This is a genomic window from Hydrogenophaga taeniospiralis CCUG 15921, assembly GCF_001592305.1.
In the GTDB taxonomy this organism is placed as follows: domain Bacteria; phylum Pseudomonadota; class Gammaproteobacteria; order Burkholderiales; family Burkholderiaceae_C; genus Hydrogenophaga; species Hydrogenophaga taeniospiralis.
This window is the reverse complement of record NZ_BCWR01000008.1, coordinates 141,563-155,621: the sequence shown is the minus strand read 5'-3', so window position 1 is coordinate 155,621 and position 14,059 is coordinate 141,563. Positions and strand designations below refer to the sequence as shown.

Annotated in this window: 11 protein-coding genes and 1 riboswitch; of the genes, 10 read left to right on the top strand and 1 reads right to left on the bottom strand. The window is 69.6% G+C overall.

Annotated features, from left to right (window positions below; translation table 11 throughout):
- Positions 1-7: 7 nt before the first annotated feature.
- The 6 genes from HTA01S_RS12240 (at position 8) to HTA01S_RS12215 (ending at position 8,053) form a co-directional block, all read left to right on the top strand.
- Positions 8-1,366: a DUF1329 domain-containing protein gene (locus HTA01S_RS12240; protein WP_068171587.1), complete on the top strand. Its 1,359-nt coding sequence runs from the start codon at positions 8-10 to the stop codon at positions 1,364-1,366.
- A complete protein-coding gene (locus HTA01S_RS12235; protein WP_084236057.1) occupies positions 1,366-2,529 on the top strand; it encodes a WD40/YVTN/BNR-like repeat-containing protein in 1,164 nt (387 codons plus the stop codon). Before HTA01S_RS12240 ends, HTA01S_RS12235 begins: the two co-directional genes overlap by 1 nt.
- Before the next feature lie 10 nt (positions 2,530-2,539).
- Positions 2,540-4,984 (top strand): efflux RND transporter permease subunit, encoded by a 2,445-nt coding sequence (locus HTA01S_RS12230; protein WP_068171584.1) that lies wholly within the window; start codon positions 2,540-2,542, stop codon positions 4,982-4,984.
- Positions 4,985-5,018: 34 nt separating this feature from the next.
- Entirely contained in the window at positions 5,019-5,855 is an 837-nt protein-coding gene (locus HTA01S_RS12225) for an alpha/beta fold hydrolase (RefSeq protein ID WP_068171579.1), read from the top strand.
- Positions 5,856-5,909: 54 nt separating this feature from the next.
- Positions 5,910-7,034, top strand: a complete 1,125-nt coding sequence (locus tag HTA01S_RS12220; RefSeq protein WP_084236056.1) for an ABC transporter substrate-binding protein — start codon at positions 5,910-5,912, stop codon at positions 7,032-7,034.
- 62 nt (positions 7,035-7,096) lie between these two features.
- Positions 7,097-8,053: an alpha/beta hydrolase gene (locus HTA01S_RS12215; protein WP_068171573.1), complete on the top strand. Its 957-nt coding sequence runs from the start codon at positions 7,097-7,099 to the stop codon at positions 8,051-8,053.
- A 33-nt stretch (positions 8,054-8,086) separates the two neighbouring features.
- Here HTA01S_RS12215 and HTA01S_RS12210 read toward each other — a convergent pair whose 3' ends face one another.
- Positions 8,087-9,673: a methyl-accepting chemotaxis protein gene (locus HTA01S_RS12210; RefSeq protein ID WP_068171569.1), complete on the bottom strand. Its 1,587-nt coding sequence runs from the start codon at positions 9,671-9,673 to the stop codon at positions 8,087-8,089.
- 291 nt (positions 9,674-9,964) lie between these two features.
- Positions 9,965-10,195, top strand: a riboswitch (cobalamin riboswitch).
- Between the two features lie 203 nt (positions 10,196-10,398).
- Here HTA01S_RS12210 and cobM point away from each other — a divergent pair.
- The 4 genes from cobM to HTA01S_RS12190 are packed head-to-tail and all read left to right on the top strand — an operon-like array spanning position 10,399 to position 13,940.
- The gene (gene cobM, locus HTA01S_RS12205) at positions 10,399-11,208 is read left to right on the top strand and encodes a precorrin-4 C(11)-methyltransferase (RefSeq protein WP_068171566.1); all 810 of its coding nucleotides are present in this window, start codon (positions 10,399-10,401) and stop codon (positions 11,206-11,208) included.
- On the top strand, positions 11,205-12,164 hold the full coding sequence (locus HTA01S_RS12200; protein ID WP_068171562.1) for a sirohydrochlorin chelatase: 960 nt from the start codon (positions 11,205-11,207) through the stop codon (positions 12,162-12,164). The genes cobM and HTA01S_RS12200 overlap by 4 nt, the downstream gene beginning before the upstream one ends.
- The gene (locus HTA01S_RS12195; protein ID WP_245638076.1) at positions 12,121-12,834 is read left to right on the top strand and encodes a precorrin-8X methylmutase; all 714 of its coding nucleotides are present in this window, start codon (positions 12,121-12,123) and stop codon (positions 12,832-12,834) included. Before HTA01S_RS12200 ends, HTA01S_RS12195 begins: the two co-directional genes overlap by 44 nt.
- Complete coding sequence (locus tag HTA01S_RS12190; protein WP_068171560.1) at positions 12,831-13,940, top strand: cobalt-precorrin-5B (C(1))-methyltransferase; 1,110 nt, start codon at positions 12,831-12,833, stop codon at positions 13,938-13,940. Before HTA01S_RS12195 ends, HTA01S_RS12190 begins: the two co-directional genes overlap by 4 nt.
- The last annotated feature ends 119 nt before the right edge of the window (positions 13,941-14,059 follow it).

Genomic DNA, 14,059 nt, shown 5'->3' with positions numbered 1-14,059 from the left:
AAACACCATGAAGCACAACGCAAAACCCCACTGGCTGCTGGCCGCGCTGCTGGCCACCGCCCTCCCGCTGCAGGCCGCCGTGACGGCCGACGAGGCCGCCAAACTCAAGTCCACGCTGACCCCCGTGGGCGCGGAAAAAGCCGGCAACAAGGCCGGCACCATTCCCGCCTGGGACGGCGGCCTGAGCAAGGCCCCCGCGGCCTACCGCAACGGCGACGCGCGCCCCGACCCCTTCGCCGCCGACAAGCCCCTGCTGTCGATCAGCGCGAAGAACATGGCCGAACACGCCGACAAGCTCACCGACGGTGTGCAGGCGCTGATGAAGAAGCACCCGGACTTCCGCATCGACGTCTACCCCACGCGCCGCAGCGCCGCCATGCCGCAGTTCGTGTACGACAACACCTTCCAGAACGCGACCCGCGCCAAGACGGTGGAAGAAGGCCACGGTGTGGAAGGCGCCTACGGTGGCATTCCGTTCCCCATTCCGAAGGACGGCTATGAAGCCATCTGGAACCACCGCCTGGCCTGGCGCGGCGGCAACTACACCATGCCGGTGCGGGTCTGGGTGGTCACGGCCGATGGCAAGCGCAACATGGCCTCGGGCGGGGTGCAGACCATCAGCCAAGCCTTCTACGACAAGACCGGCAGCCTGGACAAGTTCGACGGCTTCTACAGTTTCGGCAAGTTCGTGGCCAACGCCCCGGGCTCCAAGGCCGGCGAAGCGATCCTGGCGCACGACGGCGTCAACGCCTCGGCGCCGCGCGGCCTGTGGCAGTACCTCGTGGGACAACGCCGCGTGCGCAAGGCCCCTTCGGTGGCCTACGACACGCCCGACTCCGTGACCTCGGGCATCGGCCTGTTCGACGAAGCCTTCAACCTGTTCGGCCCGATCGACAAGCACGACCTGAAGCTGATCGGTAAGAAGGAGATCTACATCCCCTACAACAACAACCGCGCCGCCGCCGCCAAGGTGGACGACCTGGTGACCCCGGGCACGCTCAACCCGGACCAGGTGCGCTGGGAGCTGCACCGGGTGTGGGTGGTCGAGGCCACGCTGGGCGCGGGCAAGCGCCACGTGGTGCCCAAGCGCAAGTACTACATCGATGAAGACACGTGGCAGATCGTGCTGTTCGACGGCTGGGACGCCAAGGGCCAGCTCTGGCGCACCAACTACTCGCTGATGCTGACCGCGCCCGACATCCCGGCCGTGACCAGCTTCGTGATGTGGGGCGGCTATGACATGCAGACCGGCGCCTACTACCTGAACATGGCCTCCAACGAGTTGCCCAAGCAGTACGAGGTCACGCCGCCGCTGTCGCGCTCGGTGTTCAGCCCCGCGTCGCTGGCCAACGAGGGCGGCAGGTAATGGCCCCCCCCCGAAGCGCCTTCGGCGCCTCCCCCCCAGGGGGGCGCCACCTGCGGCCCGGCGAAGCCGGTTCCGCGGTGGCCCCGGTCGGCGTGGCGCGCCGCCGCGCCCTCGCTGGGCTGGCGGGCTGGGCCGTGGCGGGCCTGTTGCCCGCTGGCGCCCGTGCGGCGCAGACCGCTGCGGTCCCCGCCGTGCTCTCGCGCCCGGCCCTGATGAGCCCCAAGGCCCTGGGGGCTGCGATGCTCGCGGTGACCCGGGCCGGCAGCCGGCTGGTGGCCGTGGGCGAGCGCGGCACGGTGCTGCTGTCGGACGACCACGGCCAGCACTGGCAGCAGGCGCCGACGCCGGTGCAGGTGACGCTGACCTGCGTCACCTTCGCCGACGCGCGCCACGGCTGGGCCGCCGGGCATCTGGGCACCATCCTGCACAGCGACGACGGTGGCCAGACCTGGCGCAAGCAGTTCGACGGCATCGCCGCCGCCGCGCGCATGGCCGAGGCGGCGCGCGCCTCGGGCGACGCCGAGGCCCTGGCCGACGCGCAGGCCCTGGTGAACGAAGGCCCGGACAAGCCCTTCTTCGACCTGAGCTTCGTCGACACACGGCGCGGCTTTGCCGCGGGTGCCTACGGCCTGCTGTTCGCCACGGCCGACGGCGGCCAGACCTGGCAGCCGCTCCCGGCGCGCGCGGCCAACCCGCAGGGCCTGCACCTCTATGGCCTGCGGGCCACGGCTGACCAACTGGTCGTGGCCGGCGAGCAGGGCCTGCTGATGCGCTCGGTGGATGGCGGCGCCAGCTTCTCGGCCCTGAGCTCGCCCTACAACGGCAGCTTCCTCGGCCTGCTGCAGACCCCCGGCGGCCAGCTGGTCGCCCACGGGCTGCGCGGTTCGGCCTACCGCGCCGGCCCCGACGCGGCGCGGTGGGAGCGGCTGGAGAGCCAGACCGCGGCCACGCTGGGCGCCAGCGCCGTATTGCCCAACGGCGGCTTCGTGCTGGTCAGCCAGGTCGGCGAGGTGCTGATCGCCCCACCCGACGCCGCCACCCTGCGCCGCCTGCCGGTGCGCGAAGCCGTGCCCATCGCCGGCGCCGCCCTGGCCGCCGACGGCGCCCTGGTCCTGGCCAGCCTGCGTGGCATGCGCCGCCTGGCTTCATTGCCCATCGAGTGAACCCGTTCCCATGAACCACGATTCCCCCCTCGACGCCCAGCCCGTCGTCACGCGGCTGGAGGACTTTGACCCGGCCTCGGGCTCGGTCATCGAACGCGCCTTCTTCAACCACCGGCCCTGGGTGCTGCTGCTGAGCCTGCTGCTCACCCTGGTGCTGGGCTGGCAGGCCACGCGGCTGCAGCTCAACGCCAGCTTCGAGAAGACCATCCCCACCGGCCACCCCTACATCGCCAACTACCTGGCGCACAAGGCCGACCTGGGCGGCCAGACCAACGCGCTGCGCCTGGTGGTGCAGGCCAAGCAGGGCACGATCTTCGACCAGCAGTACCTGGAGACGCTGCAGAAGATCAACGACGAGATCTTCCTGCTGCCCGGGGTGGACCGCCCATTCATGAAGTCGCTCTGGACCTCCAACACCCGCTGGGTGGCCGTGACCGAAGAGGGCCTGGACGGCGGGCCGGTGATCCCCGATGCCTTCGACGGCTCGCCGCAAAGCCTGGCCGAACTGCGCGCCAACGTGGAGCGCTCGGGCGAGATCGGCCAGCTGGTGGCGGGCGACTTCAAGTCCAGCATCGTCTTCGTGCCGCTGCTGGACCGCCACCCCGAGACCGGCCAGGCGCTGGACTACGGCGACCTCTCGCGCCAGATCGAGGCGCTGCGCGCGCGCTACGACAGCGACACGCTGCAGATCCGCGTGACCGGTTTTGCCAAGGTGGTGGGCGACCTCATCGAAGGCCTGCACCAGGTGCTGCTGTTCTTCCTACTGGCGCTGGCCATCACCACGGCCCTGCTCTACGGCTACACGCACTGCAAGCGCAGCACGGCGCTGGTGGTCGCGTGTTCGCTGGTGGCGGTGGTCTGGCAGTTCGGCACCTTGGCACTGCTGGGCTTCGAACTCGACCCGTATTCGGTGCTGGTGCCCTTCCTCGTGTTCGCCATCGGCATGAGCCACGGCGCGCAGAAGATGAACGGCATCATGCAGGACATCGGGCGCGGCACGCACCGCGTGGTGGCCGCGCGCTACACCTTCCGCCGCCTGATCGTGGCCGGCGCCACCGCGCTGCTGTGCGACGCCGTGGGCTTCGCGGTGCTGTTCATCATCCAGATCAAGGTGATCCAGGACCTGGCGCTGATCGCCAGCATCGGCGTGGCCATGCTGATCGTGACCAACCTGCTGCTGCTGCCCATCCTGCTGTCCTACGTGGGCGTGAGCCCCAAGGCGGCCGAGCGCAGCCTGCGCGCGGACTCGGCGCAGGCCCTGCAGCGCTCGTGGCTGTGGTCGGGCCTGACGCGCTTCACCCAGCGGCCAGCCGCCGCCATCGCGGTGGGCACGGGCGCGCTGCTGGCCGTGGCCGGCTTCGCGGTAAGCCTGCACCTGTCCATCGGCGACCTCGACCCGGGCGCGCCCGAGCTGCGCCCGGACTCGCGCTACAACCAGGACAACGCCTACCTGATCTCGCACTACGCGGCCAGCACCGACATCCTGACCGTGATGGCCACCACACCGCCCGACCGCTGCACCAGCTACGGCTCGCTGTCCACGCTGGACGCGCTGGCCTGGCAGCTGGAGCAACTGCCCGGGGTGGAGTCCACCAACTCCATGGCCGCGCTGTCCAAGCTGGCCATGGTGGGCTACAACGAAGGGCACCTGAAGTGGTTCGAGCTGCTGCCCAACGAAAGCGCCCTGGGTGGTGTGCAGACCCGCGCGCCGCGTGAGCTGTTCAACCAGAGCTGTTCGTTCCTGGCGCTCTACGTCTACCTGAAAGACCACAAGGCCGAGACGCTGGAGCGCGTGGTGGCCGAGGTGGAACGCTTCAAGGCCGACAACGACTCGCCCGAGCTGAGCTTCAAGCTCGCCGCGGGCAGCGCCGGCATCGACGCGGCCACCAACATCGTGGTGCGCCAGGCCATGCGCGAGATGCTGCTGTGGGTCTACGCCGCCGTGGTGATCCTGTGCTGGATCACCTTCCGCTCCTGGCGCGCGGTGATCGTGGCAGTGCTGCCGCTGATGCTCACCTCCATCCTGTGCGAAGCGCTGATGGTGGGCCTGGGCATGGGCGTGAAGGTGGCCACGCTGCCGGTGATCGCGCTGGGCGTGGGCATCGGTGTGGACTACGCGCTCTACGTGCTCAGCGTCACGCTCGCCCGGCTGCGCGCCGGAGACAGCCTGGCCGAAGCCTATGCGCACGCGCTGCAGTTCACCGGCCGCGTGGTGATGCTCACCGGCGTGACGCTGGCGCTGGCCGTGGGCACCTGGGCGTTTTCGCCCATCAAGTTCCAGGCCGACATGGGCATCCTGCTGGCCTTCATGTTCGTCTGGAACATGGTGGGTGCGCTGGTGCTGCTGCCCGCGCTCGCGCACTTCCTGTTGCCCAGCGCCCGCACCGTCCCAATCGAGAACGCCCCCACCGCCACTCCCACTGCCGACCGCACGACGTCCGTCCAAAGCGCCTGATCAGGTTGGTCCCCCCACTTTGAAAGTCCATCCCATGACCCATGAAGCTCACATCAACGTCCAGGGTGTGCCGATCCGCTACCGCGACAGCGGTGGCCCGGGCATGCCCATCCTGCTGTCCCACGGCATTGGGGGCTCACTGGAACTGTGGGATTCGCAGTTCAGCGAAGACCTTCAGGCGCACCGCCTGATCGCCTGGGACATGCCGGGTCACGGCCTGTCCGGCATGGGCGAGCAGCCCTACGACGCCGACAAATTCGCCCGGTTTGCGTGGCAGTTCCTGGACGCCCTGGGCATCCAGCGCCTGGTGCTCGCGGGCAACTCGCTCGGCGCAGCGGTCTCGGTGCGCATGGCGGGTCTCGCCCCGGACCGGGTGGCCGGCCTGGTCCTGGCCAACTCGGCCTCGCTGGGGCGCGAGGTGTTCGCACCCTTCAAGGTCATGACGCTGCCGGTGCTGGGCGAGCTGATGAGCAAGCCTGGCAAAGCCGGGGTGGAGCGTCAGATCCAGGCCATTTTTCACAAGCCTTCGGTGGCCACCGCACAGATCCGCGAAACCATCAGCCGCAACGTTCACAAACCCGAAGGCGGCAAGGCCTTCCTGGCCACGCTGCGGTCCATGTCCGATCTGGGTGGTCAAAGCAAGAAGGCCTTTTCGCACACCCTCAGCATCTTGAAGGCGATGCAGGTGCCGGTGCTGTTTGTGCACGGAAGGCACGACACCGTGCTGCCCCTTCAGCACTCCGTGGCGGCCCAGGCCATCACACCCCGTTCAAGTCTGCTGGTGCTGGAAGACTGCGGACACACCCCACAGCTGGAAAAGCCGACCGAGTTCAATCGCGCGCTGAACGGCTTTGTGAGCGCATGCGTTTGAAGACCCGTCGCGGTCGTCCGCAGTCCACGGCCTGACCACACAGCACACGCCCCCATGCCCATACCCATGCGCCACCTGCTTCGTTGGTTGATCGCGCTGGCGCTGGCCGGCCAGGCCGGTCTGGCGATGCCGGCCGAGCCCGTCGTCATCGGCCAGTCGCTGCCGCTCACGGGCAGTGGCTTTCCGGTGGCCAACCGGGTGCTGGCCGGTGCCAAGGCCTATGTGGAACGGTTCAACGCCAGCGGCGGCCTGCAGGGCCGGCCGCTGGAGCTGGTGACGCTGGACGACGGGGGCGACCCCGGCCGCCATGCGGCGAACCTGCGCACCCTGGCCAGCCAGCACCGCGCGGTGGCCGTGCTCAACTGCCTGGGCGAAAGCGCCTGCCGGGCCGCCGCCGAGGCCACGCGCGAGCTGCGCCTGCCGCTGATCGGCCCGATGTCGGGCGCGCTCGCGCTGCGCTCGCCCACGCTCCCGCAGGTGTTCAGCCTGCGCCCGGACGACGCGCGCGAAGCGGCTGCGCTGGCGCGCCAGCTGCAGTCCATCGGCATCACACGCGCCCTGCTGCTGAGCGACGGTGCGGAACCGGCGCGCGGCGAGGCGCTGGCCCAGGCCCTGGAAACATCGGGCATCCGGCTGCAACGCGCCACGGTCGACGCCACCAAGGACGCGATCGCAGGCGCCTTGCAGCATATGACACCCGGCGCGCAGCAGGCGCTGGTCATCCACCTTGGGCTGGACGGCCAGGACGCGCTGGGCCGGCTGGACGCCAGCCTCTTCACAGGCGTGCCCGGCACCATCGCCACGCTGTCGTCGGGCGGCCTGACCCACATGACGCGGCTGTTTCCCGGCCGCGTGGTCGGCTACACCAGCGTGGTGCCCAACCCGGAAACGCCCCGCCTGCCGGTGGTGCGCGAGTTCCTGCGCGACGCCGATGCCTTCATCGGCCCCGAAGCGATCACCTTCGAAGGCCTGGAGGCCTACCTCAACCTGCGCCTGTTTGCCGAAGCCTTGCGCCGGGCCGGCCCGTCGGCCGACGGCGCCCGCATCGCGCAGAGCCTGGAGGCCCTGGGCGCGCTCGACATGGGCGGTTTTCGCCTGCGCTTCGGCCCCGGCCAGCACCACGGCTCGGAGTTCGTCGAGGTCGGCCTGCGCGCACGCGACGGCCGCCTGCTGCGCTAGCCGCCCTTCCCTCCGTTTCCACACCCCCAACCCCTTTTCCCATTCCCCCAACAGGAGACCCCATGACCGTCACCACCACCCTCCCCCGCGCGCCCATGGACCCGGGCCTCGCCGGCTTTCTGGCCCAGGCCGCCGCGCAGGGCAACCCGCCGCTGGAAGCGCTGCCGCCCGCGGTCGGGCGCCAGATCTACCGCGACCTGGCCGCGGGCCTGGGCTTGCCGTCACCGGTGGTCGCCACGGAAGACCGCAGCATCGCGGGCCCCGGCGGGCCGCTCAAGCTGCGCATCTACCACCCCGACGCGGCCGGGCCCCTGCCCGCGCTGTTCTATGTGCACGGCGGCGGCTACGTGATCGGCGACCTGGAAACCCACGACGCGGTGTGCCGCACCCTGTGCCACAGCGTGGGCGCCGTGGTGGTGGCGGTGGACTACCGGCTCGCGCCGGAGCACCCGTTTCCCGCGGCCGTGGACGACGTGGTCTGCGTGCTGCAGTGGCTGGCAGCGCACGCCAAAGAACTGCGCGCCGACCCGTCGCGCATCGCCCTGGCGGGTGACAGCGCGGGGGCCCAGCTGGCCGCCACGGCCTGCCTGCGCACGGCCGGCACCATCGCGCCGCGCGCCCTGGGCCTGATCTATCCGGTGGCGCAGCACCACAGCGAACCCAGCGCCTCGATGGCCGAGAACGGCGAAGGCAAGTTCCTCACCCACGGTGTCATGCAATGGTTCATCAACTGCTACCTGGACGGCCGCAGCGAACTCACCCGGCACCCGGACTTCGCCCTGCTGAGCGCGCCCACGCTGGCCGCGCTGCCGCCGAGCTGGGTCGCCACCATGGGCCACGACCCGCTGCGCGACGAAGGCCACGCGCTGGCGCAGCGCATCGAGCAGGCGGGGGTCGCCACCGAGCACCGCCACTACCCCGGCGCCATCCACGCCTGCATCCACTTCACGGCCGTCTCGCCGGTGGGCGGGCAGGTGGTGGCCGACCTGGCCGACTGGCTGCGCGCGCGGCTGGCGTGACGCACTGCGTCTGGGGTTGGGCTATCCCGACCTTTATTCGACGGGTGCCACAAGGCCGTGGCGGGGTGCAAACCGGAAGGCGGCGACCGTCTGCACCAGGTCGCCGGCCTGGCTCTTGAGGCTGCTCGCGGCGGACGCGATCTGTTCCACCATGGCCGCATTCTGTTGCGTGTTCTGGTCCATCTGCGTGACGGCGTCGCTGACCTGACCCACCGCGCTGCTCTGCTCGGTGCTGGCCGCGCTGATCTCGGCCACGATGTCGGTCACTTGGCGGATGCTCTGCACCACGTCCTGCATGGTGCTGCGCGCGCGGTCCACCAGGGCGGAACCTTGTTCCACGTGGTCCACGCTGTTGGCAATCAGGGTCTTGATTTCCTTCGCCGCTTCGGCGCTGCGCCCGGCCAGCAGGCGCACTTCGCCGGCCACCACCGCAAAGCCCCGGCCCTGTTCGCCAGCGCGTGCGGCTTCCACCGCTGCATTGAGCGCCAGGATGTTGGTCTGGAAGGCGATGCCGTCGATCACGGAGATGATGTCGGAGATCTTCTGGCTGGAGGTGTGGATGGCCTTCATGTTGTCCACCACCTGACCGACCACTTCACCGCCCTGCACGGCCACCGACGAAGCGCTTTGTGCCAGCGAGTTGGCCTGGCGCGCGTTGTCGGCGTTCTGGCGCACGGTGGAGCCCAGTTCTTCCATGCTGGCCGCCGTCTGTTCCAGCGCGCTGGCCTGGCTTTCGGTGCGGCCGCTGAGGTCGTGGTTGCCCTGCGCGATTTCGGTGCTGGCCATGGCCACCGACTCGCTGCCCTGGCGCACGCGGCTGACGATGTCGGCCATGTTGTCGCGCATGGAGCGCAGGCTGTGCATGAGGCTGTGGGTGTCGCCGGCGCGGATCGGCACGTTCACCGACAGGTCGCCTTGTGCAATGCGTTCGGTGATGGCGCTGGCCAGTGCCGGCTCGCCGCCGAGCTGGCGCACGATGCTGCGCGATATGAGCAGGCCGACGCCCAGCAGCGCCAGGGCCAGCGCGAGCGCGCTCAGGCCCATCTTCACGGTGCGGTCCCAGATGGTGGTGGTCACGGTGTCCACGTACACACCCGAACCGATCACCCAGCCCCAGGGCGCGAAGCCCTTCACATACGAGACCTTCTGCACCGGGTTTTCGCTGCCGGGCTTGGGCCACATATAGGACACGTAGCCGGCGCCGCTTTTCTTCACCGTGTTGACGAATTCCCGAAACAGGAAGGTGCCTTCGGGGTCCTTGTTCTCGCTCAGGTCCTTGCCTTCGAGTTCGGGGCGGATCGGGTGCATGACCATGACCGGCTTCATGTCGTTGATCCAGAAATACTCCACCTCGCTGTAGCGCAGCGCGCGGATGGCGGCCAGCGCCTGGGCCTTGGCATCGGCCTCGCTGAGGCCGCCCTTGGCGGAGAGGCTGTGGTAGTGCGTGATCAGGCCATGGGCGGTTTCCACGGTCTGGCGCACGCCGCTCTGGCGCTCTTCCATGATCAGCGCCCGCTCGGACGTGAGGAACAGGGCCAGCAGGATGACCAGCCCCATGACCGCACTGGCAACCAGAATGAAAAGGCGTCGCGAGACGCTCAGGGATGTCGATTGGAACATGGTGGGTCCTGTCGGAGAGGGGCGCCAAGTGCGCGGGTCATGGGATCCATGCAGGGCGGAACGATCCGCAACGCATCTTGGAAAATGGTGGAGCAAGCCCTAACTATCGGCCGATCGGACGCAATCTGTACGCCCGAAGCGAGCCGGATTTCGCCGCCAATTCGCGGGCTTCGGCCCGGGACCCACCGCTGTCGGTGCCTTCCCTGGCTTGGTAGAGCAACCCAACGAACTTCAAGAAGGACCTGCCTCTGAGACCTCGCCCCCAGCGAGATCACCGATACCTTCTGATAGCATCGCCCCCACGTTAGAGGTGTTCCAAGACTGTTCAGTCGACGGAATTAAACGGGAAGTCGGTGCGCTGGCCCAGAAACCTGGACCCCCTATTCCGACGCTGCCCCCGCAACGGTAAGCAAGACAAACCTGGCAAGACAGCCACTGTGCTCACGCATGGGAAGGCGCCAGGCAGAAGAAGCCCTTTCTTCACTTGCGAGCCCGGAGACCGGCCTGTGACGACATGTGCGGCATTGCGGTGGGCGATGTGAGCCGGTGGCAGGCCCACGTGCGCCTGAGCTGTCTCTTCTTCATTCCTCCCCGCGTCCGCGTTGTGCTTCTCGTGCGCGGGTGTGCGTCTGGAGAGTTGGAATGGTTTCATGCACGGGGCAGGCCCAGGCCTGCCGGCGGCTCGTCGTCGCTTTCGAAATATCTGCCCACCGGGCCGCACGGCCATGACCGGCACCGTCTGGTTCGTGGGTGCGGGTCCGGGTGACCCGGAACTGATCACCGTCAAGGGCCGCGCCCTGGTGGAGCGGGCCGGCGCGATCCTCTTCGCGGGCTCGCTGGTCAACGAGGCCGCCACCCGCTGGGCGCCCCCGGGCTGCGCGATCGCCGACAGCAAGGACATGACGCTGGACCAGATGGCCGCCTGGCTGCTGGCGCAGGCGCAGCGGCACGAGACGGTGGTGCGCCTGCAGACCGGCGACCCCGCCCTGTACGGCACGCTGATCGAGATGGTGCAGCCGCTCGATGCGGCGGGCGTGCCGGTGCGAGTGGTGCCGGGCGTGTCCTCGGCCATGGCCTCGGCGGCGGCCGGCGTGGAGAGCTTCACCCTACCCGAGGTGACCCAGAGCGTGATCTTCACCCGCGTCGAGGGCCGCACGCCCATGCCCCCGGGCGAAGACCTGGCCGCCCTGGCCAGCCACCACTGCACCCTGTGCATCTTTCTCTCGATCACCTTGCTGCACAAGGTGGAAGCGGGCCTGCGCGCCGCGGGCTGGGCCGAGGACGCGCCCATGCTGGTGGTGCACAAGGCCAGTTGGCCGGGCGAGGAGCTGATCGTGCGCGGCACCCTGGCCGACATCCGGCAGCGCTGCCGCGAGGCCAAGGTGGTGAGCCAGTCCATGGTGATCGCCAGCCCCACGCTGGGCGCGCGCCACTGGCCCACGCTGGCCAAGTCCCGGCTCTACGACCCCAGCTTCACCCACCGCTTCCGCCGCGCCAGCGCGCCCGCCACCCCCACCGCCCCGGAGTTCCCATGACGTCTGAAACCCTTCTGCTGGTGGGCCACGGCTCGCGCGAGCCCTCGGGCAACGAAGAGATACAGGTCTTCGCCGAACGGCTGCGCCTGCGCCAGCCCGACTGGCGCATCGAGGTCTGCTTCATCGAGTTCTCCGAGATCACCCTGAGCGAGGGCCTGAAGCGCGCGGCCAGCGGCGCGCAGCGCGTGTGGGTGCTGCCGCTGATCCTGAACGCGGCGGGCCACGTGAAGATGGACATCCCGCAGGCCATCGCCTCCGCCCGCCTCCAGTTCCCGCGGGTGCAGTTCCAGTACGCGCCCCACCTGGGCGCGGGCGAACCGATGCTGGCCATCCTGCGGCGCCGCCTCAAGAGCGCGATCCAGGCCCTGGACATGCCCGACCCGCGCACCACCGGTGTGGTGATCCTGGGCCGCGGCTCGTCCGACCGGCAGGCCAACGGCGACATGGCCCGCATGGCTCGCTGGCTGATGGAGGAGACCGAGCACGAGCTGGTGGACCTCGCGTTCACCGGCATCACCCACCCGCGGCTGGAAACGGTGGTGCAGCGCCAGAACCTGCTGGGCATGAAGCAGGTGGTGGTGCTGCCGTACTACCTGTTCAACGGCACCCTGGTGGAGCGCATCGCGCGCCAGGTGGAGCACCTGAAAGCCCAGTACCCGACGCTGCGTTTCGTCTCCACGAAGTACTTCGGTTTTGAGCCCGAGATCTTCGAGCTGCTGGAGCAGCGCGTGGGCGACATGCGGCGCCACGCGCCGGCCGCGCTCATGCCTTGCGACGGCTGCAAGTACCGCCACTTTGCCGAGGAACACGGCCTGGGTGGTCACCACCACGACGACGCGCTGCCGCACAGCCACGACCACGACCACGCGCACCCGCATGAACACCCCCACGCGCACGAACATGGGCATGCCCATGGACACGACCACGGACACCCCCATGACCACGCCCGCGCCTGACACGGCCAACGTCGTCACCGAGCAGCTCACCGCGGCGGGCCGCGCCATCGAGCACGACTCGTTCGCCGTGATCGACCGCGAGGTGCGCTCGCACCGCTACACGCCCGGGCAATGGCCCATCGTGCGCCGCATGATCCACGCCAACGCCGATTTCGACTTCAACGGCCTGACCGATTTCCACCCGCAGGCGGTGGCTGCGGGCCTGGCCGCGATCCGGTCGCGCCGCACCCGCGTGGTGGCCGACGTGGAGATGATCTGCGTCGGCCTCTCGGCCCCGCGCCTGGGCCACTTCGGCATGGGCACGCACCAGTTCATCAGCGACGCCGACGTGATCGAGCAGGCCAAGGCCGAGGGCACGACCCGCGCCGTGCAGGCCATGCGCAAGGCGCACCGGCTGGGCCTGATCGACGGCGCCATCGTGGGCATCGGCAACGCGCCCACGGCGCTGATCGAGATCGTGCGCCTGATCCATGAAGAGGCCGCGCGCCCCGCGCTGGTGGTGGGCATGCCGGTGGGCTTCGTCTCGGCCGCCGAATCCAAGGACCTGATGGCGCTGCAGACCGGCGTGCCCTGGGTGGTGATCCGGGGGCGCAAGGGCGGCTCGACCCTGGTGGTGGCCGCGATCCACGCGCTGCTGGGCCTGGCCGAGGCGCAGGAGCTCGCCGCATGATGAAGAAGGACGCGCCGCGCGGCACCCGCACCGGTTTCACCACCGGCGCGTGTTCGGCCGCGGCCGCGCGTGCGGCGGTCATCGGCCTGGTCACGGGCGCGGTGCCCGGCGAGGTCGAGTGCCAACTGCCCAACGGCGACCGGGTGAACTTCGTGGTGCACGACGGCCGGGTGGAGGGCAGCGGCGCGCAAAGAACCGCCCACGCCATGGTGATCAAGGACGCGGGCGACGACCCGGACTGCACCGACAAGGCCCACCTCACCGCCGACCTGCACCTGCTGCCCGAGCAGCCGGGCCAGGTGCTGCTGGCCGGCGGCGTCGGCGTGGGCACGGTCACCATGCCCGGCCTGGGCCTGGCGGTGGGCGGCCCGGCCATCAACCCGGTGCCGCGCCGCAACATCGAGGCCAATGTGCGCGCCGTCGGCCAGGGCCTGCTCGACGAAGTGGGCCTGCGGGTCACACTCTCCGTGCCGCAGGGCGAAGAGATGGCCAAGAAGACGCTGAACGCGCGCCTGGGCATCCTGGGCGGCATCTCCATCCTGGGCACCACCGGCATCGTCAAGCCCTACTCCACCGCCGCCTACCGCGCCAGCGTGGTGCAGGGCGTGCAGGTGGCGGGCACGCTGGGCCACGGCGTGGTGGTGCTCACCACCGGCGGGCGCACCGAAAAGTTCGTGATGGAAGAAATGCCCGAACTGCCCGAGCCGGCCTTCGTGCAGATGGGCGATTTCCTGCGCTACGCCATGGGCGCGGCGGTGAAGGCCGGGCTGAGGAAGGTCGTCATCGGCGGCATGGTCGGCAAGCTGACCAAGATCGCCCAGGGCGAAACCATCACCCACGCGGGCCGCGCCGAGGTGGACACCGGCCTGCTGGCCGATCTGGCCGCGAGCGTGGGCGCGCCACCCGAGGTCTGCGAGGCCATCCGCGGCAATGAGACGGCACGCTACGCCGGCGAGCGCATGGACGCGCTGGGCCTGGGCACCGCGTTTCACACCGCGCTGGCGCAGAAGGTCATTCAGACCCTGCGCACGCGCTACCCCGATCAGTTCGAGCTGCAGGTGCTGGTCTGCGACTTCGACGGCAAAAAAATAGCGGAGGCGACGTGAGCCACCCCCGCAGCGCTTCGCGCTACCCCCTCAAGGGGGCGACACCAGCCGTCCGGCGAAGCCGGCCCGGCGGTGTCCCCCGATTAGATCGTTTCATGCGTCGCGGCCCGTGCCGGGCG

What these genes read in the sequence shown, in the direction of transcription:
- HTA01S_RS12225 (WP_068171579.1), top strand. Translation starts at nt 5,019, where the DNA reads ATGACCCATGAAGCTCACATCAACGTCCAGGGTGTGCCGATCCGCTAC.
- HTA01S_RS12190 (WP_068171560.1), top strand. Translation starts at nt 12,831, where the DNA reads ATGATGAAGAAGGACGCGCCGCGCGGCACCCGCACCGGTTTCACCACC.
- HTA01S_RS12220 (WP_084236056.1), top strand. Translation starts at nt 5,910, where the DNA reads ATGCCCATACCCATGCGCCACCTGCTTCGTTGGTTGATCGCGCTGGCG.
- HTA01S_RS12235 (WP_084236057.1), top strand. Translation starts at nt 1,366, where the DNA reads ATGGCCCCCCCCCGAAGCGCCTTCGGCGCCTCCCCCCCAGGGGGGCGC.
- HTA01S_RS12210 (WP_068171569.1), bottom strand. Translation starts at nt 9,673, where the DNA reads ATGTTCCAATCGACATCCCTGAGCGTCTCGCGACGCCTTTTCATTCTG.
- HTA01S_RS12215 (WP_068171573.1), top strand. Translation starts at nt 7,097, where the DNA reads ATGACCGTCACCACCACCCTCCCCCGCGCGCCCATGGACCCGGGCCTC.
- HTA01S_RS12240 (WP_068171587.1), top strand. Translation starts at nt 8, where the DNA reads ATGAAGCACAACGCAAAACCCCACTGGCTGCTGGCCGCGCTGCTGGCC.
- HTA01S_RS12200 (WP_068171562.1), top strand. Translation starts at nt 11,205, where the DNA reads ATGACGTCTGAAACCCTTCTGCTGGTGGGCCACGGCTCGCGCGAGCCC.
- HTA01S_RS12230 (WP_068171584.1), top strand. Translation starts at nt 2,540, where the DNA reads ATGAACCACGATTCCCCCCTCGACGCCCAGCCCGTCGTCACGCGGCTG.
- HTA01S_RS12195 (WP_245638076.1), top strand. Translation starts at nt 12,121, where the DNA reads ATGGACACGACCACGGACACCCCCATGACCACGCCCGCGCCTGACACG.
- cobM (WP_068171566.1), top strand. Translation starts at nt 10,399, where the DNA reads ATGACCGGCACCGTCTGGTTCGTGGGTGCGGGTCCGGGTGACCCGGAA.